The sequence below is a fragment of the Kitasatospora sp. NPDC059160 genome (genome assembly GCF_042755465.1).
Taxonomy (GTDB): Bacteria; Actinomycetota; Actinomycetes; order Streptomycetales; family Streptomycetaceae; genus Kitasatospora.
The window spans coordinates 1-21,324 of sequence record NZ_JBHZCN010000065.1 but is presented as its reverse complement, the minus strand read 5'-3'; the positions used below and the strand labels follow the sequence as shown (position 1 = coordinate 21,324).

General features: G+C 70.8%; 22 protein-coding genes. 18 read left to right on the top strand and 4 right to left on the bottom strand.

From position 1 onward, the window contains the following. Window positions 1–137 precede the first annotated feature (137 nt). Window positions 138–1,415, bottom strand: a complete 1,278-nt coding sequence (locus ACFXOZ_RS25965; RefSeq protein ID WP_380592943.1) for a metallophosphoesterase — start codon at window positions 1,413–1,415, stop codon at window positions 138–140. A 171-nt stretch (window positions 1,416–1,586) separates the two neighbouring features. Further along, window positions 1,587–2,744 carry a LacI family DNA-binding transcriptional regulator gene (locus tag ACFXOZ_RS25960; protein WP_360243017.1) on the bottom strand — a complete coding sequence of 386 codons (1,158 nt, stop codon included), beginning with the start codon at window positions 2,742–2,744 and terminating at the stop codon, window positions 1,587–1,589. Window positions 2,745–3,102: 358 nt separating this feature from the next. Here ACFXOZ_RS25960 and hisC point away from each other — a divergent pair, with 358 nt between their 5' ends. From hisC to ACFXOZ_RS25905, 11 genes are all read left to right on the top strand, one after another. Beyond that, window positions 3,103–4,188, top strand: a complete 1,086-nt coding sequence (gene hisC, locus ACFXOZ_RS25955) for a histidinol-phosphate transaminase (RefSeq protein ID WP_380526154.1) — start codon at window positions 3,103–3,105, stop codon at window positions 4,186–4,188. A 345-nt stretch (window positions 4,189–4,533) separates the two neighbouring features. Then, window positions 4,534–5,922, top strand: coding sequence for an efflux RND transporter periplasmic adaptor subunit (locus tag ACFXOZ_RS25950; RefSeq protein WP_380592941.1), 1,389 nt, complete (start codon window positions 4,534–4,536; stop codon window positions 5,920–5,922). 2 nt (window positions 5,923–5,924) lie between these two features. After that, the gene (locus ACFXOZ_RS25945) at window positions 5,925–6,728 is read left to right on the top strand and encodes an ABC transporter ATP-binding protein (protein WP_375891938.1); all 804 of its coding nucleotides are present in this window, start codon (window positions 5,925–5,927) and stop codon (window positions 6,726–6,728) included. Next, window positions 6,725–7,936, top strand: a complete 1,212-nt coding sequence (locus ACFXOZ_RS25940; protein WP_375891940.1) for an ABC transporter permease — start codon at window positions 6,725–6,727, stop codon at window positions 7,934–7,936. The genes ACFXOZ_RS25945 and ACFXOZ_RS25940 overlap by 4 nt, the downstream gene beginning before the upstream one ends. A 13-nt stretch (window positions 7,937–7,949) precedes the next feature. Further along, the gene (locus ACFXOZ_RS25935) at window positions 7,950–8,579 is read left to right on the top strand and encodes a hypothetical protein (protein ID WP_380592939.1); all 630 of its coding nucleotides are present in this window, start codon (window positions 7,950–7,952) and stop codon (window positions 8,577–8,579) included. Between the two features lie 112 nt (window positions 8,580–8,691). Further along, window positions 8,692–9,423 (top strand): Scr1 family TA system antitoxin-like transcriptional regulator, encoded by a 732-nt coding sequence (locus ACFXOZ_RS25930; protein WP_380592937.1) that lies wholly within the window; start codon window positions 8,692–8,694, stop codon window positions 9,421–9,423. Beyond that, window positions 9,416–9,616: a DUF397 domain-containing protein gene (locus tag ACFXOZ_RS25925; protein ID WP_380592935.1), complete on the top strand. Its 201-nt coding sequence runs from the start codon at window positions 9,416–9,418 to the stop codon at window positions 9,614–9,616. The genes ACFXOZ_RS25930 and ACFXOZ_RS25925 overlap by 8 nt, the downstream gene beginning before the upstream one ends. Before the next feature lie 204 nt (window positions 9,617–9,820). Further along, complete coding sequence (locus ACFXOZ_RS25920; RefSeq protein WP_380592933.1) at window positions 9,821–11,509, top strand: CocE/NonD family hydrolase; 1,689 nt, start codon at window positions 9,821–9,823, stop codon at window positions 11,507–11,509. 103 nt (window positions 11,510–11,612) lie between these two features. Beyond that, window positions 11,613–12,035, top strand: coding sequence for a hypothetical protein (locus tag ACFXOZ_RS25915; RefSeq protein ID WP_380592931.1), 423 nt, complete (start codon window positions 11,613–11,615; stop codon window positions 12,033–12,035). Between the two features lie 48 nt (window positions 12,036–12,083). After that, window positions 12,084–12,593, top strand: a complete 510-nt coding sequence (locus ACFXOZ_RS25910) for a GNAT family N-acetyltransferase (protein WP_380592929.1) — start codon at window positions 12,084–12,086, stop codon at window positions 12,591–12,593. Window positions 12,594–12,827: 234 nt separating this feature from the next. After that, complete coding sequence (locus tag ACFXOZ_RS25905) at window positions 12,828–13,250, top strand: hypothetical protein (RefSeq protein ID WP_380592927.1); 423 nt, start codon at window positions 12,828–12,830, stop codon at window positions 13,248–13,250. 73 nt (window positions 13,251–13,323) lie between these two features. Here ACFXOZ_RS25905 and ACFXOZ_RS25900 read toward each other — a convergent pair whose 3' ends face one another. Further along, entirely contained in the window at window positions 13,324–13,698 is a 375-nt protein-coding gene (locus ACFXOZ_RS25900; protein WP_380401026.1) for an SMI1/KNR4 family protein, read from the bottom strand. Window positions 13,699–14,067: 369 nt separating this feature from the next. Between ACFXOZ_RS25900 and ACFXOZ_RS25895 the strand changes: the two genes are divergently transcribed. The 6 genes from ACFXOZ_RS25895 (at window position 14,068) to ACFXOZ_RS25870 (ending at window position 18,555) form a co-directional block, all read left to right on the top strand. Further along, a complete protein-coding gene (locus tag ACFXOZ_RS25895; protein WP_380526167.1) occupies window positions 14,068–14,259 on the top strand; it encodes a hypothetical protein in 192 nt (63 codons plus the stop codon). Further along, window positions 14,243–14,755: a DUF6879 family protein gene (locus ACFXOZ_RS25890; protein ID WP_380526169.1), complete on the top strand. Its 513-nt coding sequence runs from the start codon at window positions 14,243–14,245 to the stop codon at window positions 14,753–14,755. Before ACFXOZ_RS25895 ends, ACFXOZ_RS25890 begins: the two co-directional genes overlap by 17 nt. Beyond that, window positions 14,752–15,603 (top strand): helix-turn-helix domain-containing protein, encoded by an 852-nt coding sequence (locus ACFXOZ_RS25885; protein WP_380526171.1) that lies wholly within the window; start codon window positions 14,752–14,754, stop codon window positions 15,601–15,603. The genes ACFXOZ_RS25890 and ACFXOZ_RS25885 overlap by 4 nt, the downstream gene beginning before the upstream one ends. 267 nt (window positions 15,604–15,870) lie before the next feature. Then, on the top strand, window positions 15,871–16,959 hold the full coding sequence (locus ACFXOZ_RS25880) for a methyltransferase domain-containing protein (RefSeq protein WP_380526173.1): 1,089 nt from the start codon (window positions 15,871–15,873) through the stop codon (window positions 16,957–16,959). A gap of 114 nt (window positions 16,960–17,073) precedes the next feature. Beyond that, window positions 17,074–17,973, top strand: a complete 900-nt coding sequence (locus tag ACFXOZ_RS25875; protein ID WP_380592925.1) for a DUF1963 domain-containing protein — start codon at window positions 17,074–17,076, stop codon at window positions 17,971–17,973. Window positions 17,974–18,069: 96 nt separating this feature from the next. After that, complete coding sequence (locus ACFXOZ_RS25870; protein WP_380526177.1) at window positions 18,070–18,555, top strand: DUF3995 domain-containing protein; 486 nt, start codon at window positions 18,070–18,072, stop codon at window positions 18,553–18,555. Between the two features lie 17 nt (window positions 18,556–18,572). Here the strand turns inward: ACFXOZ_RS25870 and ACFXOZ_RS25865 are convergent, their stop codons facing one another. Then, the gene (locus ACFXOZ_RS25865; RefSeq protein ID WP_375891969.1) at window positions 18,573–18,878 is read right to left on the bottom strand and encodes a hypothetical protein; all 306 of its coding nucleotides are present in this window, start codon (window positions 18,876–18,878) and stop codon (window positions 18,573–18,575) included. A 216-nt stretch (window positions 18,879–19,094) separates the two neighbouring features. On the opposite strand from ACFXOZ_RS25865, the gene ACFXOZ_RS25860 reads away from it, so the two are divergent. Continuing rightward, window positions 19,095–21,272: an alkyl/aryl-sulfatase gene (locus tag ACFXOZ_RS25860; protein ID WP_380592923.1), complete on the top strand. Its 2,178-nt coding sequence runs from the start codon at window positions 19,095–19,097 to the stop codon at window positions 21,270–21,272. The last annotated feature ends 52 nt before the right edge of the window (window positions 21,273–21,324 follow it).

Sequence of the window (21,324 nt, the reverse complement as noted above, 5' to 3'; positions counted from 1 at the left end):
CGGGTGCGCCCGTGCTGACAGTCGGTTTCCGGAATTTCGCGCCCCGGCCCGCGCGCGTGGGGGCGCGAGCGCCGGGAACAACTGTTCCAGTGATGCCGATGACTGTCAGGCCGTCAGGTCGGAAGGTCGACAGGTCGTCAGATCGGCAGCCGCGCGACCAGCAGCCGGCCCTCCATGGTGACCCCGCCGTCCATCGCCACCGCCAGGTCGTCCGCGTACACGTACGGCCCCGGGATGTGCGGCGGCTGCCCGTCGTCCGCGTGCACGGCGCCGGTGAGGTACGGGATCGGGCTGTGCCCGTGCACGACCCGGCTGCCGCCGAAGGTGTCGAGCAGCTCGTGGACGGCCATCGGCCCGGCGTCGCCGCGGAAGGCGAAGCGCTTGGTGAAGCGGCGGAAGCAGTCCCACCACTCGTCCACGCCGCCGTCGGCGAGCAGGCTGTGCACCGCGTCGTTGACGTCCGGGATGGACTCGCCGTACTCCAGGTACGCCGTGGTGTCGGAGTGCAGCAGCAGGTGGCCGTCCTCCAGGCCCATGGCGGGCAGCCGGGAGAGCCAGCTGATGTGGTGGGCCTCCAGCCGGTCCAGGTCGTTCTGCTGGCCGCCGTTGAGCCGCCAGGCGGCGAGGAAGGAGGCGGTGCCGGCGGTGGACTGGACGGGCTCGTCGCCGTACTTGGCGGCACCGAGGAAGAGCAGTTCGTGATTGCCCATCAGGGCGCGGCAGTAGCCGCCGGCCGCGGCGGCCTCCGCGGCGAGCTGCATGACCAGGTCGATGACGCCGATGCCGTCCGGGCCGCGGTCGGTGAAGTCGCCGAGGAACCAGATCCGGGCGCGGCCGGCGGACCAGTGGCCGCCGTCGTCGATCAGGCCCTGGTGGTGGAGTTCGGCGCGCAGCTCTTCGAGGTAGCCGTGCACGTCGCCGACGACGTAGACCGGGCCGGGGGGCTCGCCGGGGCCGGGGGCCGGGTACGGGTAGGTCGGCGCGGAGGGGTCGGGCAGCGGCGGGCCGAGCTCGATGGTCGGCGGGTCGTCGCGGTCGGTCAGCTGGTCGCCGAGCTGGTCGGTCAGCTGGTCCGCGAGCTGGAGGGCCGGGGAGGGCTGGTCGGGCAGGGTGGGCTCGTAGCCGGTGTGGTCCTGCTGCCCGTAGCCGCCGCGCTCCTGGGGTTCGTAACCGCCTTCGTAGCCGACCTGGGCGTGCACGGTGTGCCCCTGCCCCTGGCCGTCGTGCCAGTGCTGTTCCAGGTAGCGGGCGCCGCCGTAGCCGCTGTAGGTCTCCGCTTCGTACGGGGTGTCCTGGTAGCCCTGGGCGGGTTCGGGTTCGTAGTAGGTGCCGTACGGCAGCACGTCGAGGTCCGGCTGGTGGCGGGGGCCTGAGTGGGGGTGCTCAGGTCCGGGGAAGCGGTCCTCGGGTGTCATTCGCCCATCATAGGAAGACCACTCTCCCGCCGTCGTCACCTGGTGGGTATCCAATCCTCCGGAGCGTCAGCCGGGCGGTCCCGCAGGGTCCGTTTTGCCCCGGCTCGGTAGGGTCTCGTGGGTTTTTCGTGGGCGTACCGGCGGCTGTTCGCCGCCTTCCCGCCCGCTGCGCTACACCTCGCCCGGGGGGCGCGGCGGGCTGACGGTGGTGCGCGGGCTGCGGCGCTGGGAGGAGGCACGGACGATCAGTTCGGTCGGCATCAGGGTGCCGGGGGGCGGGCCGTTGCCGGCGGTGCGGAAGCGGGGCGGGAAGAGCCGGGCGATGTCCACGCCCGTCCCGGAGTCGACCCCCTCGATGGCGTCGATGAGGAGGTTGACCACGGTGGTGCCGATCTTGCGCGGTTTGAGCGAGAGGGTGGTGATCGGCGGTTCGGTGGCCGCGTAGACGTCGCTCTCGCTGCAGGTGACCAGCAGCAGGTCGTCCGGGACCCGCAGGCCGTACCGGCGGGCGGCGGCCAGCAGGTCGGTGCCGTTGGGGTCGAACAGGCCGTACACCGCGTCCGGGCGGTCCGGGCGGGCGAGCAGCCGGTCGGCGGCGACGGCGCCGGCCGCCGGGTCGTGCGCGGGGTAGGCCTCGTACACCGGCTCCTGGCCGACCTTGGCGCACCAGCCGAGGTAGGCCTCGGTGGAGAGCCGGGTGTAGGTGTCGGTGCTGGTGCCGGTGAGCAGGCCGATCCGGCGGGCGCCGGCCTCGGAGAGGTGGTCGAGGATGCCGAGCACGGCGGCCTCGTGGTCGTTGTCGACCCAGGCGGTGACCGGGCAGTTGCCGGGCTTGCCGTCGCTGACCACCGGCACGCCGGACCGGTACAGCTCGCTGACCAGCGGGTCCTGGTCGGGCGGGTCGATCACCACGGTGCCGTCCAGGGCGATGTTGCCCCAGACGTCGTGGCGGGAGGAGGCGGGCAGCACGACCAGCGCGTAGCCGCGGCCGAGGGCGGCGCTGGTGGCGGCCCGGGCCATCTCGGCGAAGTAGGCGAACTCGGTGAAGGTGAAGGGTTCTTCGCCGTACGTCGTGACGGTCAGCCCGATCAGGCCGGACCGTCCGGTGCGCAGGGTGCGGGCTGCGGCCGAGGGGCGGTAGCCGAGGCGCTCGGCGACCTCGCGCACCCGGCTGCGGGTCTCGTCGGGCAGGCGGCCCTTTCCGTTCAGCGCATCGGAGACGGTGGTGATCGACACTCCGGCGGCTGCTGCCACATCCCGGATGCCGGCCCGCTCCAGACGCCGTGAGGTGGTGGGACGCCGACCGCTCTGGTTGGCTGCTGCTGTCATGGCGGACCGATCGTATGGCTCCTGACAAGGGTCTGTGACCGGCGCATCGGGAGCCTTTGGAGATACGTTTCTCCATGAGTGAGCCGGGGTGCACCCCTTCGATCCCCTCCCGAATCCAGCCGTCTTACCTCTGACATGTGCCAAAGGAACCGGGCAGAATGGCTGATCTGCGCCTGTCACCCGTCCGGGCATCTCACTCCTACGGGTGAGGGCGGTCGGTATCGTGCAAGGCACCCGACCGGGGTTGGTCCGGGCGCGTTCCGGGATTCCCGGGGACGTGGCCAGGTACCGCGGCACGGCGGCGATCCCGGCCGTGCGAGGGCGGGCGGACCGGCAGAGAAGACGAAGGAGTACGACCGTGAGCAGTGGTACCTCAGCGCCGGGCCCGCGCCTGCGCCCGAGCCTGGACGGCATCCCCACCTACAAGCCCGGCAAGCCGGCCGGCGCCGACGCCTACAAGCTGTCCTCGAACGAGAACCCGAACGACCCGCTGCCCGGCGTCCTGGAGGCGGCGGTCGCGGCGGCCGGCTCCTTCAACCGCTACCCGGACATGGGTGTCAGCGAGCTGACCGCCGTCCTCGCCGAGCGCTTCGGCGTGCCCGCCGAGCACATCGCCCTCGGCACCGGCTCGGTCGGCGTCGCCCAGTCACTGGTGCTCGCCACCGCCGGCCCGGGCGACGAGGTGATCTTCGCCTGGCGCTCCTTCGAGGCCTACCCGATCATCACCCAGATCGCCGGCGCCACGCCCGTCCCGGTCCCGCTCAAGGACAACGGCGACCACGACCTGGACGCGATGCTCGCCGCCGTCACCCCGGCCACCCGGCTGGTCTTCGTCTGCAACCCCAACAACCCCACCGGCAACGTGATCCACCGCGCCGAGCTGGAGCGCTTCCTGGACGCCGTCCCCGGTGACGTCCTGGTCGTCGTCGACGAGGCGTACATCGAGTTCATCCGCGACGCCGAGGTGCCCAACGGCATCGACCTCTACCGCGACCGCCCCAACGTCTGCGTGCTGCGCACCTTCTCCAAGGCGTACGGCCTGGCGGGCCTGCGGGTCGGCTTCGCGATCGCCCACGAGCCGGTCGCGAACGCGCTGCGCAAGACCGCCGTCCCGTTCGGCGTCAGCCAGCTCGCCCAGGACGCCGCCGTCGCCTCGCTGCGCGCCGAGGAGGCGCTGCTGGAGCGGGTCGAGGCGCTGGTCGCCGAGCGCACCCGGGTCGTCGCCGGGCTGCGCGCCCAGGGCTGGGACGTCCCGGACTCGCAGGCCAACTTCGTCTGGCTCGGGCTCGGCGAGCGCTCGCAGGACTTCGCGGCGGCCTGCGCGGCGGCCGGGGTGATGGTCCGGCCGTTCCCGGAGGGCGTGCGGATCTCGATCGGCGAGACCGAGGGCAACTCGATCTTCCTGGCGGTGGCGGAGGGCTTCCGCAAGGAGATCGACGGCTGAGGCCGGTCGCCTTCCCGCCCGCAGGGGCGCACTCCGGTCGGGGGGCGCCCCTGCGGCGTCCCGGGGCGCGGGGGCACGGGGCGAGGGCGCGCGGGGCGGGGGCGCGGTGCGGGCGCGCGGGGCCGGCTGGGGGCAAGGCGTGTCTGAGGGCCGTCTGAGGAAGCCCTCCCGGATGGCCGGGGATTGCTGGGAGAGCGCTGGGAGTTCGGCCAACGATCGCCCACGCCCCGCCCAAGCCGCCCGCGCGGGCCGGTGGATATGGGAGGGATGTCCGGATCCGGCCGGTCAGTCTTCTCCCAGCCGCCGCCCAGGGCAGCGCAAGAGCGCCCGGCGAAGCTGTCCGCCATGAAGGTGCTCCCACGGCGGCGCGGTGCCGTCCTCGTCAACTCCGCGCTCGGCGTGGCCCTGCTGGGCGGTGCGGCCCTGGTGTACGCCACGCTCGACGGCAGCGGCGGCACGGCCGCCGCCAAGCCGGTCGCCCGTACCGCGACCGTCACCAAGGGAACGGTCCTGGCCACGGTGTCCGGAACCGGCACCCTGGCCTCCCCGACCGACGCCGCCCAGGACTTCGCCACGGGCGGGCGGCTCACCGCGGTCAAGGTCGCGGTCGGCGACGCCGTCAAGAAGGGCCAGGTGCTGGCGACGGTCGACACCACGGCGGCCCAGCAGCAGGTGGACGCCGCCCAGTCCGCGCTCACCACGGCGAACGCCAACCTCACCAAGGCGCAGGCAGGCGTCACCACCACGACCACCGAGCCGCTGCCCGGGGCCACACCCCCGGCGAGCGGCGGCAGCGGCTCCGGTGGGGGTCGCGGGGCGGGCGGGAGCAGTACGCCCGCCCCGCAGACCACCACCATCACCACCACCAAGGTCGACGACGCGGCCGTCGCCCAGGCCCAGCAGCAGGTCGCCACCGCTCAGACCACCCTCGCCAACGCCCAGGCGGCGCTTGCCGGGACGACGCTCACCGCCTCGGTGGACGGCACGGTCGCCTCGGTCTCGGCGAAGGTCGGGGACACGGTGGGCGCCACGGCCTCCGGCGCGTCCTCCTCCTCGGCCACCAAGTCCACTGGTAGCAGCGCGAGTTCGGGATCGCCCAGCGGCTTCATCGTGCTGACCAACCCGACCGGGATGCAGGTCACCGCCAACTTCTCCGAGCTGGACTCGCTCAAGTTGAAGAAGGGCGAGGCCGCCACCGTCACGCTGAACGCCCAGTCCGACACCAAGCTCAACGCGACCGTGCTGTCCGTCAGTTCGCTGCCGTCGAGCAGCGGCAGCGGCGCGGCCGGCTCCTCCGCCGTCCAGTACGCGGCCACCCTGCAGCTCAGCGGGGACACCAGCACGCTGCGCACCGGCCTCAGCGCGACCGTCCAGGTGATCACCGGCGAGGCGGACAACGCGCTCTCGCTGCCGACCTCGGCGCTGTCCGGCACCGGCACCTCGCGGACCGCCACGGTGGTGCACGAGGGCGGGGCCACCGAGCGGGTCGACGTCGGCGTGGGCGTCGAGGGCGACAGCACCGTGCAGGTGACCTCCGGTCTCAAGGAGGGCGACAAGGTCCAACTCCCCACCACCAGCGGCACCAACGGCTTCCCGAACGGCTCCTTCCCGGGCCTGGGCGGCGGTGGCGGCGGCGGTGGCCGGGGCGGCAACGGCGGCGCGGTCGGCATCCCGGGCGGTACCGGCGGCGGTGCCGGTGGCGCCGGTGGCGGCGGCCGCGGCGGTAAGGGCTGAGCATGCAGCACGTCATCGACAAACGCGTCCCCGCGCAACCCGTGCCGGTGATCCGGATCAGCCGGCTCACCAAGTCGTACGGGCACGGCGACGCCACCGTGCACGCCCTGCGCGGCCCGTCCCGGCCCGGGACGGACGAACCGGCCGGCGTCGACCTGGACATCGAACAGGGCGACTACGTCGCCGTGATGGGCAGTTCGGGCTCCGGCAAGTCCACCCTGATGAACATCCTCGGCTGCCTCGACATCCCCACCTCCGGCCGCTACCTGCTGGACGGCACCGACGTCGGCCACCTCGACGAGCAGCAGCTCGCCCTGGTCCGCAACCGCAAGATCGGCTTCGTCTTCCAGTCCTTCAACCTGGTGCCGCGCACCACCGCCCTCGCCCAGGTCGAGCTGCCGCTCGCCTACGCGGGCGTCCGGTCGGCGGAGCGCCGGCGGCGGGCGATGGCCGCGCTGTCCCTGGTCGGCCTCGGCGAGCGGGCCGGGCACAAGCCCAACCAGCTCTCCGGCGGCCAGCAGCAGCGCGTCGCGGTGGCCCGGGCGCTGGTCACGGCGCCCGCGATGCTGCTCGCCGACGAACCGACCGGCAACCTGGACAGCCGCTCGACGGAGGAGGTGCTGGGCCTGATCGACGGGCTCAACGCCACCGGCCGCACCGTCGTGCTGATCACCCACGAGGACGAGGTCGCCCTGCACGCCAAGCGGGTGCTGCGCCTGGTCGACGGGCAGATCGTCAGCGACGTCCGGCAGGCGCCGGTCGACGGGCCCCCGCCCGCCCTGCGCCGACAGGGGGTGTCGGCGTGATCCTCTGGCAGACGCTCCGCTTCGCGGTCGGCGGCCTGGCCGCCAACAAGGTGCGCTCCGCGCTCACCATGCTCGGGGTGCTGATCGGTGTCGCCTCGGTGATCCTGCTGCTGGCGGTCGGCAACGGCTCCTCCCAGGCGGTGAAGGACTCGATCACCTCGCTCGGCACCAACTCCCTCACCGTCAGTGCCGGTTCGGCGGCCGGTGGCTCGCGGGCCACCTCCTCGGTGAAGAAGCTGACGGTCGCCGACGCCAAGGCGCTGGCGAGCGACACCGACTCGTCGGCGATCAAGTCCGTCGCGCCGGTGGTCACGACGAGCGCGACGGCGCTGTACGGGAACATCTCGTACAGCCCCGGCTCGGTCGTGGGCACCTACCCAGCGTACTTCGAGACCTCCAACCAGAAGGTCGCCCACGGCGACTACTTCACCGAGGACGACGTGCTCGGCTCGCGCAAGGTCGCGGTGCTCGGCGCCACGACGGCCAAGCAGCTGTTCGACGCCGAGGACCCGGTCGGGAAGAAGATCGTGCTCGGCGGGACGCCGTTCACGGTGGTGGGCGTGCTGGCCGCCAAGGGCGGCAGCGGGTTCACCGACCCGGACGACGTGGTGATCGCGCCGCTGCCGACCGTGCAGAACGCCTTCACCGGCTTCGGGGCGGTCAACCAGATCCTGGTCCAGGCGTCGTCCGCCGACACGACCACGGCCGCGCAGTCGGAGATCACCCGGGTACTGCTCGGGACGCACGCGATCACCGACCCGACCAAGGCCGACTTCCGGATCACCAACCAGGCCTCGCTGCTGACGGCCCGGGAGAGCACGACCAAGACCTTCACCGTGCTGCTCGGCGCGGTGGCCGCGATCTCGCTGCTGGTCGGCGGGATCGGGATCACCAACATCATGCTGGTGACGGTCACCGAGCGGACGCGCGAGATCGGCATCCGCAAGGCGCTCGGCGCGCCCCGGGCCGTCATCCTCGGGCAGTTCCTGACCGAATCGACCCTGCTGTCGGTGATCGGGGCCGGGCTGGGCGTGGCGGCGGGGATCGTCGGCTCGCACTTCAGCATCGTCGGCATCAAGCCGGTGGTCATCCCCGAGTCCGTAGTGGGCGCCTTCGGCATCGCCGTCGCCATCGGACTGTTCTTCGGCAGCTACCCCGCCAACCGGGCCGCCTCGCTGCGGCCGATCGACGCCCTCCGGCACGAGTAGGAGCACTTCTTCGATGGAGCACGACGAACAGGTCGCCCTGCTGGCCACCGCGCCCGACGCGCGGGACGTGAGCGCGGAGCTGGCGGCGCCGCCGCGGCGGAAGCTGCCGTGGCTGTCGCTGGTGCTGGCCGGTGGCGTGATCGCCACCGGGGCGTTCGCGGGCGGGGTCTGGTACCAGCAGGGGCAGGGCGGGACCTCCTCCGGTGGCAAGGCGCCGGCTCGGGCCGCCGCGGCGGGCGGCCAGGCGGCGGGCGGGTACGGACAGGGCGGTCAGGGTCAGGGCGGCGGGCGCCGGGGCGGTCAGGGCGGTCAGGGTGGCCAGGGCGGTGGCCAGGGCGGCTTCGCGCGCGGCACCGTCAAGGCCGTCGACGGCTCGACGGTGTACCTGACCGACGCCAACGGCAACACGATCAAGGTGACGACGGGGGACTCGACCAAGGTCCAGCTCAACAAGCAGGGCAAGGTCGCCGACCTCCAGCCCGGCCAGAGCGTGACCGTCGTCGGCACGCCGGACTCCAGCGGCGGCTACAACGCCACCCAGCTCGTCGAGGGCGCCGCCGGTGCCGGAGCGGGCGGATTCGGCGGTGGCGGTGCCGGAGGCGGCTTCGGCGGCGGCGCCCCCAAGAGCCCGTCCGGCGGCTGACCCGGTACCGCCGGACGCCACTTCGCCCCGCTGGAGCCATCCAGCGGGGCGCAGTGCTGCCCGGGCCCTGCCTGGTGGCCGCCGCTGGTACCAGTTGAAGGGAGGTGATCGCGTGGCACGGACCGAGTACTACGACGATCCCGACGCCCCCGAGCCGAACCGGCTCGTCGTGGCGGCGTCTGCCGTCGTGACGGATGCCGAAGGGCGCATCCTGCTCCAGCGGCGCACCGACAACGGTCTGTACGCGCTGCCGGGCGGAACCATGGATCTCGGCGAATCACTGCCGGGCACGGCCGTCCGGGAGGTTCGGGGGCTCTCGGCCTACACGATGGCCTTCATCCACGGGCTGCTCCAGACGAACGACTATGCCTCGGCCGTCTTCGCCCGCTCCTATCCGCCGCTTCCGAGTCATGAGGTCGATCTGAGAGCGGCCTTCCGCCTGCGGCGTCAGCACATCGTCCGGTCCGAAGCGACCCCGTTCACCGCGTACATCCATGAGGCGGCGCTGCGCATGCAGTTCGGCGGAGCCAGGATCCATGCCGAGCAACTCGGTGCTCTGGTGGACGTTTCCGGTCAGTCCAATATCTCAGTTCGAGTCGTCCTGTTCGACGCCGATACGATCCCGCTCCCGAATGAGAACTTCACCTACGCCGAAGGACCGGTGCAGGAACTCGATACGGTCCAGGATGACTCGGGCGTCGGTAACTTTCTCTTCGATGCACCAGCTCACACAGCTCGGTTCCGGTCGCTACTTGCCCAGATTGACTCGGCTGCCCTCACGGTAGGCGAGTCGCGAGATTTCATTCGATCCATCAAGAAAGACATGGAAAGCAAGTATGTCTAACTCTGTTTGGCAGAAGTCCAGTTACTCAGGTTCCAGTGCTGACTGCGTTGAGGTTCGCACTGTCGACGGGCTGATCGAACTTCGCGAATCCGATGAGGGCGATGTCATCGTCCGCATCACCGCTCCGAAGTTCGCTGCACTCCTCCGAGGCGCCAAGGCGGGCGAGTTCGACCACCTGATCACCAACCCCTGAGCGGATCGTTCCGGCGGCCTCCTGCTCCCCGCAGGAGGCCGCCGGCGTGTGACGGGCTCCGCCCTCCTTCGGCTCTGGGGGTTTGAACCGCGCCGTTCACCCATTCGAGTGACCATCCTCGAACGTGCCCCGGGATGATCGCCGCGAAGCGAGCATGGCTCCGACAGTTCGTCACCATCCTTGCCACCAAAGGCGGTTACACCCATGCCCGTTTCCGATTTCCCGGAGAACCCGTTCGTCGTCAACGCCGACGACCTCGCCAAGCTGGACGCGATCCGCGAGGCACTTCTCGACCCGTCGCCGCGCCGGATCGGGCGCCTGGACCAGTGGGGTCTGGCCGACACCTACGAGACCAACGCGGAGGTCGCCACTTACCGGGAGCTCTCGATCGCCATGGCGGACGGGACGATGATCGACGCGTCCCTGAGCATCCCGCGCAACCTCGCGCCGGGACAGACCGTTCCGGCGGTCGTCCTGCCCGCCCCGCTGATCAACATCGGACACCGGGCCTACCTCGGCATGTTCCCGCGTCTGGCCCTGGGCGGCTACGCCGTCCTCGCCTACAGCCAGCGGGGTCTGGCCGCTTCCGGTGGTGAGATCCACGTCGCCGGGCCGCAGGACGTGTCCGATGCCACCGAGATCATCAACTCGCTGGTCCAGATCGACGGTGTCGACGCCGAACGGATCGGGTTCTTCGGCTCCTCCTACGGCGCCGGGACGAGCCTGTTGGCTGCTGCCAAGGACCGCCGGATCAAGGTCGTGGCCGGCACCAGCGCGTGGGGCGACCTCTTCGCGTCGCTCTACGAGAACGGCACCCGCCACCTCAAGGCCTTCGAGGCGCTCGTGCAGCTCTTCGGTGAGGAGCGCTGCTCGAAGGAGTTCCGCGGGATCATCGAGAAGATCCGGAACAACAACGTCGACGACGAGGTCCGGGAGTTCGCGGCCGAGCGCTCGCCCCGTACGCACCTGAGTGCCTACAACGATGCCGCGACGCCGATCATGCTGACCACGGCCTGGCACGAGACGATCTTCTCGGTGCCCGCCGTCATCGACCTCTTCACCAACCTCGCGGGCCCCAAGTCGCTGCTCGTCCAGGTCGGCGATCACGGAAACGGCGAACTGGCCGGTCTGGCGGGCCTCCTCTCCAAGCCCACCGAGATGGCCTACCGCTGGCTCGACCACCACCTCGGCGGCAACGCCGGTGACGGACGCGAGCCGCGGTTCGGCGTCCGCTCGGAGTACATGCACAACCTCCTCTCCGACCTCTTCCACGACAGCTGGGAGGACTACGCCCTGCCCCGCAAGCGCTTCCACCTCGCCGGACCGGTCGCGGGCCAGCGTGACGCCCAACTGGTCGAGGGGGAGCCGCAGTCGGGCTGGACCCGCGCCGTCAAGGCCACCGGACGGGACACCGAGGTCGTCGTCGCCCCGAAGCTGGTCCAGACCGGCCTGGCCGAGCGGATGGGCCTGCCGCACGTCTACAAGACCGACAGGATCGACCGCGAGCTCGCCGCGATCTGGACCACTGCGCCGCTGACCCAGCCCATGCGCGTCCAGGGCGAACTGGAGCTGCGGGTGACCGTGAAGCCGCGGGCCATGGACGCCACGATCGTGGCCTACCTGCTGGACTGCGACCCGGCTACCGGCAAGGCCCACATCATCACCAACGCCCCGTACACCGTCACCAACCAGCAGGCCGGCCAGGCCAGCACGGTGACCTTCCCGCTCCAGCCGGCCCACTACGTCCTGGCCCAGGGCCGCGTGCTCCAGCTGGTCATCGGCACCCACGACCAGTTCTTCGCGGACGCCAACTCCGTCCCGACCAGCCTTGAGATCACCTCCCCCGTGGGCGCCGAGTCCTACCTCGACATCCCGCTCAGCCCCCTCGACTGATCCGGGGTGGGTCTGGCCCCACCCCAGGTGTGGGGCCAGACCCGTGTTCCGTCCTCCGCCGTCTCCGTAGATTCGTTCTCACCACGACACGGAGGACAGAACAATGGCGATCACCGCGACGGAGACCCTCACCAACTCCCGTACCGACGAGGTCTTCTCGCTCGCGAAGAAGTGCCTCACGCTCTTCGGAGCGATCGGTGTGATCACCCTCGCGACCGTGGTCGTGATGGCGTTCACCGGGCACGCGAGCACCCCGTTCATGTGGATCCGCGGGGTCATCTTCCCCGCTCTGGCCCCGGTGCTCCTGCGGATCACCGCGCGGGCTGCGGGCGGCGACTACAAGGCCCTGGACCGGATCCGGACGGTCGCCACCGTGATGCCGATCGCCGTCATCGCCGTGGACCTGATCCCCGGGATCTGCCCGCCCTGGTACGCCGTCCTCCAGGGCCTCTCCGCCCTGGCGGTCCTGCCGATCGCCTTCCTCACCCGCACCAAGGCCGTCACCACCGCGATCCCCAAGCCGTGACCCCGATCGCGGCAGCACCCCGGAGCCCGGCCTCCTACACTCCCCGCCATGACAGCCATGGAGCCAGTGATCCGCCCGGCGACCCCCGCCGACCTGGGCGCGGTGGCCGAGATCTACGCCCACTACGTCCACCACACGGTGGCCACCTTCGACGAGACCCCGCCGCCCCTCGCCGCCTGGCAGCAACGGCTGGACGACCTCACCGCCCAGGGGCTGCCCTTCCTGGTCGCGGAGGTGGACGGCGAGGTCGCCGGCTACGCGTACGCAGGGCCCTTCCGCCCCAAGGCCGCCTACCGGCACACCGGCGAGAACTCCATCTACCTCGCCCCCGCCCACACCGGGCGAGGCCTCGGCACAGCCCTGCTGGCCGCCCTGATCGACGCCTGCGCCGAGACCCACCTGTGCCAACTCGTCGCCGTCATCGCGGACTCCGGCTCCGAAGCCTCGGCCGCCCTGCACCGCCGCCACGGCTTCACCGACGCGGGCCGCCTCACCGCCGTCGGCCACAAGCACGGCCGCTGGATTGACACCGTCCTGTTGCAGCGCGCCCTCGCCTGACCCCTTCGTCTGGCCCTCGTCCGACCCTCTTCGGAAACCCCACCCAGCGCAGGAAGTCGGACCCGCCGACTTTCTGCGCTGATGCGTTTCTCGGTGTGTGCGTGTGGGGGAAGGTTTCCGCTCCGCCGGCGCCTGGGGTGGGTCTGGGCCCACCCCAGGTGTGGGGCTGGACGGGTTCTGGGTCTTCCGTCGTCTCCGTAGATTCGTTCTCACCACGACACGGAGGACAGAACAATGGCGACCACGGCATCGGCGACCGGCACCAACTCCCGTACCGACGAGGTTTTCTCGCTCGCGAAGAAGTGCCTTACGCTCTTCGGTGCGATCGGTGTGATCACCCTCGCGACCGTGGCCGTGATGGCGTTCACCGGGCACGCGAGCACCCCGTTCATGTGGGTCCGCGGGGTCCTCTTCCCCGCCCTCGCCCCGGTGCTGCTGCGGATCACCGCCCGGGCCGCCGGTGGCGACTACAAGGCTCTGGACCGGATCCGGACGGTCGCCACCGTGATGCCGATCGCCGTCATCGCCGTGGACCTGATCCCCGGGATCTGCCCGCCCTGGTACGCCGTCCTCCAGGGCCTGTCCGCTCTCGCGGTCCTGCCGATCGCCTTCCTCACCCGGACCAAGGCCGTCACCACCGCCATCCCCAAGCCGTGACCCCGATCGCGGCAGCACCCCGCGGCACAGGAAGTCGGCCCTACCGACTTCCTGTGCCGCACCGCTGTTGGCGTTACTGGTACCAGTCGTCGCCGCCCTGGGCGAGCGAGCGGCCCAGGTAGTCCCGCAAGTCCCGTGCCACCCACCGGCGGCTGTCGGACTCGTGCTCCCAGACGAAGATGTCCGGACGCACCGGAGTCCGCACGAAGGCGAACTGGTCCCCGCCGCCGTTGTCCCCGAAGAACAGCAGGGCGTCGAAGGGCATGTACAACTCGGCGAAAGAACGGTCGGACCGGAACAGCAGGTTCTGTTCGACGATCTGCTCGACCGACCAGACGGTGTCCACCCAGGTGCGCCCGACGACCCCGTCGCTCTCCAGCAACAACTCCCCCAGCTCACCGGGCAACCCGAACCCGAGCCGCCGCTCCGCCTCAGCCAGCGCCGCCACCTGCACGGGTTCCCGGAACCCCACCTCGGAATAGGCCCCAAGAGCCGTTTCTCTCCACATCCCCCGCACACTACCCAGCCCGCCCTGCGCCCCCGCGCCCCGCGCCCCGCGCCCCCGCCCGCCTCTTGCCGCGACCCGGCTCGACTCGACTGCTTCTCCGAGTTCGAACGGGGGGCGTTCCGGCCGACCACCGTTGTTGCCGCTCACGGGCGACAGAACCCGGCGTACAGGCCGACTTCCACAGGCGTCAACGGTGCGGTACCGGCGGCGGTGACTTCATGCGGGAACGTGAATGGTCCTTGCCCGCCCGGCGTGGCCTGCCTAGGGTCCTGATCACCGGTCCGCCATGAAATGCGTGGAGGGGAAACGATGAGGCTTACGAGGATCGCGGGTGGCGACCCCGACTGCCGCAATGACGACTGTCCGACCGTCTACACCACGGATCGTGGGTCGATCGCGGTTCAGGGTGACGTGGTGGAGTGGCAGACGCCCGCGGGCGAGGCCGTGGTGGAGATTCCCGAGGAAGTGTTGAGGGAGGCGTTCCGTGCTCTTGGATGGTGATGCCTGGCGTGCCGTCTTCGACACGTTCGAACGCGAGGCATTCCGGCTGGAGACGCGGAGCGCCTATGCCATGCCCGGCGAGGACGAGGAGTTCCGGGAGTTCCTGGCCACCGGAGAACTCGACATCCCCGAGGACGACCCGTGGCTCACCCGCGTGCGGACCTATCGCGCGAGCGGCCGAAGGATCTGCCGGGTGCACGTCCTGACCCGACCGCTCTCCGACTACCTGCGCTACGAGTTCGCCGCCTACGCCCACAACGTGAAGGCCGGCGAGGACATCCGCATCCTGGACCTCACCGGTCGGGACGACCCCGGGCTCCCGGACCAGGACTTCTGGATGTTCGACGACACCACAGTCGTCGACATGAGATACCGGTCCGACGGCACACAGAGCGGCCGGGAACTCCTGGAGGATCCGGACCTGGAGCAGTACCGGCACTGGCGTGGTCTCGCGCTATCCCTCTCGGTCCCCTTCGAGGAGTACGTCGCAGCTTGACCCTCGATCCCGGTAGGGCCGGAGAGCAACGCCGAGACCTTGCAGCAGCGCTCAAGGACCTCCGGCGTGCCTCCGGTCTTTCCGGCGAACGGCTGGCCGTCCGTTGCGGCATGAGTCAGAGCAAGATCTCCCGGATCGAGACGGGCCGCGCTCTGCCGACGGTCGTCGATGTGCACCAGATCGTCAACGCACTGGGCCTGGACGAGGACCTGGCCCGGGAGCTGCTCGCGTTGGCCAGCGTCGCCAACGCCGAGTACGAGGATGTCCGGGCGTCCGTCAGACGTGGACTGCACTTTAGGCAGCGTGAACTGGCGACCCTCGAGAGCAACTCCGAGCACATCCGCTACTTCTTGCCGGCCATTCCGTCGGGGTTGCTCCAGACGCCCGAGTACATGCGAGCGGCGATGAGCCCGCCGGTCGACCCGGTCGACGGTGATGTGACTCAAGCCGTCGCGTTGAAGATCGAACGACAGGCCGTTCTCTATGACGAGAGTAAGCAGTTCGATTTTCTGCTGACTGAGTCGGCTGTCCGCTGGAAGCTGTGCCCTCCATCGGTCATGGCTGTTCAGCTGGACCGCTTGGCGTCCATTTCTCGACTTCCGAACGTCAACATCGGAATAGTTCCACTTTCCGCTCAGATCGCCGATGCGCCGTTCCATATCTTCACTGTCTATGACTCGAGCCTTGTGACCGTCGAGCTCTTCACGGGACGGGTCGTCCTGCGCGATCCGAAGGACATCGACCACTATCAACGCCTGTTCGACTTCTTTCTCGCGAACTCCCAGGTCGGAGCCGGTGCCAGGGCCTTGCTCGATGAGTGGTCCGAAGAGTTCCGGCGGAGAATGTAGATGGATGAACTTTAGTCAATATCGTGCATATCGTTGAATGGCGGCCATCGACTTCTCTAATCTGCTCCTCGCTGGTTGGATGTCTCATCCGCAGGAGGGAACGCACATGGGAAAGCACCGCGGCGGATCGGGTGGGGACGGTCCCGGTAAGGCTGGTGGGGGCAGCGGGGGCGGGCACTCCGGGAAGCCGGATACCGCGCCGCACGACGGGCAGCGGGACGCGCCGCCCAAGAACCTGCCCAAGCCGTCGAAGCCGTAGGGGGCGTCATGACGTGGTACGAACTGGCCGATGCGCTCCGGGAGTCCGGCGCGCTGTCGGCCGACTGGGAGAAGGCGTTCCGGACCACCCCGCGTGAGCTGTTCACCCCGGACCGGATCCTGGACGAGGGCGAGTGGCTCGATCGCGCGGAACAGCCGCACCGCTGGGCCGAGTTGGTCGCCTCCGACCTCGCCCTGGTGACGCAGGTCTACGAGGGGACGGACACGCCGTCGTCGTCCAGCTCCATGCCCACGGTGGTCGCGCAGATGCTCCGGCACCTGGACGTGGCCGAGGGTATGCGGGTGCTGGAGCTGGGCACCGGGACTGGGTGGACAGCGGGTCTGCTGGCCACCAGGTTCGGCGCGGAGCGGGTGACCAGCGTCGAGCTGGACCCCGAACTGGCGGGCCGGGCGCGGCAGCGGCTGCACGCGGCGGGCCTGCGGCCCACCGTGCTGGCCGGTGACGGCACCCTCGGCCACCCCGGGGGCGCCCCGTACGACCGGGTGCAGTTCACGGCCGCCGTCCAGCGGCTCCCGTCGGCGATCATCGAACAGACGGCGCCCGGCGGGGTCATCCTGGTGCCGTACGGCACGCCGTTCTGCAACGGGGCGCTGTTGCGGCTCACCGTCGCCGAGGACGGGCGGTCGGCGAGCGGCCCGTTCGTCGAGGACGTGTCGTTCATGTGGGTGCGCGACCAGCGCCCGGACTGCGGCGAGTTCGGCATCGAGGATGTCCGGCACGGGCCCTCCGGCATCGACCCGGACGAGGTGGCCGAACGGACCGACTGCGCCTTCGCCGTCGGGCTGCGGCTGCCCGGCCTGTTCCGGCGGAGCGTGTGGGCCGACTACGACCGGTTCGGCACCGGCCGGGCGGAGGTCTGGGACGGCACCTCCTACGCCCACTGCCGCTTCGCCGATTGGGACGGGCCGCACGCCGTGTCGCAGTCCGGCCCGCGCAGCCTGTGGGACGAGGTGACGGCGGCGCACGGTTGGTGGGTCCGAAGCGGAAGGCCCGGTCTCACCCGGCTCGGTATGACCGTGACCGTCGCCGGCGAACACCGCCCGTGGCTGGACGACCCGGGCAACGTTCTGCGCTGACCCCGATCGGGTCGGCCCCCACCTCACCGTGCTCGCGGCAGGTGGCCCTTGCGTCGGGTGAGGGGCGGCGGTAGACACGGGTGGATCTTTGTTCCCCCGTAGACAGGCCGTTCGATGGCTCGTACGACCCCGCCGCGTCCGCTCGACGTGGAGGCGCTGTTCCCCGAGGTGGCCGCGTTCCGGAAGCCGGCCACCCGGCTGCATCCGCGGCCCGGCGAGCCGGGGCCCCGGGAGAGTTCGATGGGCGGGCCGGTGCTGTGGCCGTCCTCCGAGCCGTGGCCGCACTGCGCGGACGAGCATCCGCGGACGGCGTACTCCCCGCCGAGGACCACGGAGGGCCCGGTCCCGCTGGTGCCCGTCCTGCAGTTGTTCGCCGCTGATCTGCCCGGGCTCGAACTGCCGCCCGGCACCGACCTGCTGCAGTTGCTGTGGTGCCCCTTGGAGCACGATCCGGACTTCGTGCCCCGCCCGGAGGTGTTCCGGTGGGACAGTGCCTGCCCGGACCTCGCACCGGTGGCGCCCTCCCGCCCGGACGGTGCGGACGACGACTACCTGCCGGATCCGTGCGTCCTGCACCCGGAGGTCGTCACCGACTACCCGAACTGGGACCTGCCGGACGAGGTCGCCGACGCGCTGAGGGCCAGGTTCGAGCAGGTGGAGGAGGAGACCGGCTGGTCGTACTGGTACCACCTCTCGGTGTCCAGCGGGATCAAGGTCGGCGGCTATCCGACCTGGACGCAGGAACCGGACTGGCCCGACTGCCCGTCCTGCGACCGCACCATGCGGCACCTGCTGACCGTCAACAGCCGCGAGTTCGACGGTGAGGGCTGGCGTACCTGGCTGGCCGTTGAGGACACCCCGGCGGAGGGCGAGATCTGGGACCTCCCGTACGAGGAGCGGAAGCTGGTCCAGTGTCCGCCGGACCTCACGATCGGCGACATGGGCGGCGTCTACCTGTTCGAGTGCCCGGACTGCCCGGACCGGCCCCTCGCGCACCGCTTCGACTGCTCCTGACGGACGAGCGGGGTGCGGCCCCCTCCCCTGGGCGGGGGAGGGGGCCGGGCCGCCGGGACGATCCGCCGACCGTCGTCACGGCGGGACGGTGGAGGCATGAAGACGACCCTCCTTCGCCCCGCCGCCGCCCCCGCCGTCCACGCAGCCTCCGCCGCGTACGCCGCCGCCGTGTGGGCCGGCGCGTTCTCGCTCGTCCACCTCTACTGGCTGTTCGGTGGCCGGATCGGCCTCCCGGACGGGCTGTCCGTCACCGGGAACACCCCGCTGCTGATCATCGACATCCTCGCGATCCCGGGGTGTGCCGTGGCGGCGGTGCTCGCGCTGGCGATCGTCCGGCCGTGGGGCGGGCGGCTGCCCGCCAAGCTGCTCGGCGTCGCGCTGTGGGGCATCACCGCCGTCCTGCTGGTGCACTCGCTGCCGTCCGTGCCGGACTGGTTCGCGCTGGCCACCGGCTCCCGGACGACGGGCGACTTCGACGCGATGGGACGGTTCGCGACGCTGCTCTACGAGCCCTTCTTCCTGGCCGGCGGGCTGCTGTTCGGCCTCGCCACCCTCGCCCGCCGCCGCCCCCGCCGGAGCTGAGGGCCGAGGCTGAGGGGCTACGCCGGGTGCTCCAGGCCGATGGCGCGCAGGACGTCGGCGAGCCACACCAGGTGGTGGCCGATGGCGCGGTCCGGGTCGGCCAGCAGGGCCTGGAGTTGCGCCCAGGACTCCGACACCTGTCCGATCGTCAGCACGTCGGGCTTCGCGGTCATGTCGTACAGCTCGGGCGGTGGCACGGTCCAGAAGAGGTCGTTCGGCAGGGCGGCCTCACCGCCCGCCCCGTGCGCCTCCAGGTGCCGCATCAGCACCTCGAACGAATCGCGCACCTGATCGAGGGAAACCCGCAACTGTTCATCGCTCATCGGCCCATCCTGCCCGGGCCGGACGGTGCGAGCGCAGGGGGTTCCCCGTCCCCGCCGTGGTCGGACGCTTCGCCCACCCACCAAACGTCGTCATTCGGCCTCTTCGCCCCCGCGCCTTGGCGCGATCGCTCCCTTGTGGGTGACCGGACGTGTTCGTAGCGTGACCACCTCCGCCGCATCGCGGCTCCCGCACAACGACGTGGAGGTGGCTTCGCCATGCCTGGAACACCCGAGTACGCCGAGCCCATCGAGCCCATCGAGCCGACCCCCGCCGTCGCGGCGGCGAACCGGCGGGCCGCGGAGGCGGCCACGGCCGCCGACGAGAAGGACGGCCGGGACTTCGCCGACGCGAGCCGGTTCCTGATCGCCCCGCCGGACGTGCCCGTCATCGTCTCCCGCAAGGACCGGGAGAAGGTGGTCTGGGACTTCACCGCCTACGAGTTCCTCGACCCCGACAACCGTTCCGGGTTCCCGACGGTCAACGGCAGCCTCCACCGCCAGGGCGAACTGACGGCGATCGCAGGCCTGTTCCAGGTCACCAGCTGTCGCGAGTACCGGATCTACCAGGTGCGCGGCTACGACCTGTCCAACATGACGATCGTCGAGAGCGACGCCGGCCTGGTCGTCATCGACCCGCTGGCCTGCTACGAGACCGCGCGGGCCGCGCTCCGGCTGTTCCGGGACAAGACGGAGCTCAGCAAGGAGCAGCGACCGGTCAAGGGCATCGTCTACACCCACTGCCACGTCGACCACTTCGGCGGCTCCCGCGGCCTGTTCCACGAGCTCGGCGACCCGTTGGAGCCCGGCGTGCCCGTCGTCGCGCCGGAGGGCTTCCTCGAACACGCCGTCAGCGAGAACATCTACGCCGGCCCCGCGATGGCCCGGCGCGCGCAGTACATGTATGCGGCGCAGCTGGACAAGGGCCCGACGGGGCAGGTCGGTTCGGGCCTCGGTCTGACCATCTCCACCGGCGAGGTGACGCTGGTCCCGCCGACCGAGTACATCGGCGGACCGGCCCACCCGGCGGTGCCGGAGCAGAGCTGGCGGGACGGCTACGTCATCCCGTGGCGTCCGGGCCTGTACGAGTTCGCCCTGGCCGGCGTGCAGATGCTGTTCCAGCTCACCCCGGGCACCGAGGCCCCGGCGGAGATGAACATCTACTTCCCGGACGCCCGCACCCTGTGCATCGCCGAGAACGCCACCCACACCATGCACAACATCCTCAGCCTGCGCGGCGCGCAGGTGCGGGACGCCCACGCCTGGTCGAAGTACCTCACCGAGTCGATCCAGACCTTCGGCAAGGAGACGGACGTCCTGTTCGCCTCGCACCACTGGCCGGTGTGGGCCGAGGTGGAGCAGGAGGGGCCGGGCGAGAAGGTGAGCAACGCCCGCATCCTCGAATTCCTCAACAAGCAGCGCGACATGTACGGCTACCTCAACGACCAGACGCTGCGCCTGATCAACGCGGGGCAGACCGGCACCGAGATCGCCGAGGAGCTGGCGACCCTCCCGCCCGGCCTCGACGACCACTGGTACAACCGGGGTTACTACGGCTCGGTGAGCCACAACCTCAAGGCGGTATACCAGCGGTACATGGGCTGGTACGACGCCAACCCGGCGCACCTGTGGACGCTGCCGCCGGTGCAGGCGGGGGCCAACTACGTGCAGGCGATGGGCGGCGCGGAGGCCGTCGTCACCCAGGCCCGGCAGGCCTACGACACCGACACCCCGGACGGCTTCCGCTGGGCCGCCGAACTCCTCAACCACGTCGTCTTCGGCGCCGCCGCCACGACCGGCACGACCGGCACGACCGGCACGACCGGTACGGCCGGCACGCCGGTCCCCGCGGACGTGCTCCAGCAGGCCAAGGAGCTCCAGGCGAAGGTGTTCACCCAGCTCGGCTACGGCGCCGAGAACGGCACCTGGCGCAATGCCTACCTGACCGGCGCCCAGGAGGTCGTCCACGGCCCGCAGCCGCTGATCACCAGCCAGTCCTCCGCCGACCTGATCCGCAGCACCACCCTGGACCAGTTCTTCTCGGCGCTCGCCCGCAGCGTGGACGGGCCGACGGCCGCCGAGCAGCACCGCGTGCCGATCGCGCTCAACTGGGAGTTCACCGACACCGGCGACCGCTGCACCACGACCCTGCGCAACGGCGTGCTGGTCTTCGTGCCGGGCGGCGACCGCTTCGTCGAGGTCCCGGACGCCACCATCACGCTCACCCGCCGGACGCTCGACGACATCGCCGAAACCCCCGGTTTCCAGCGGAACTTCGACCGGGCGGTGCAGGACGGGAGGATCACGCTGGCCGGCACGTACGCCCAGCAGGCGGCGGACAGCGTCTTCGGCACGCTGACCCTGCCGGACCCGAAGTTCCCGATCGTCACCCCGTGACGCGGTGATACGGCGTCCGGGCCCCGGTCTCCCCACCGGGGCCCGGACCCCG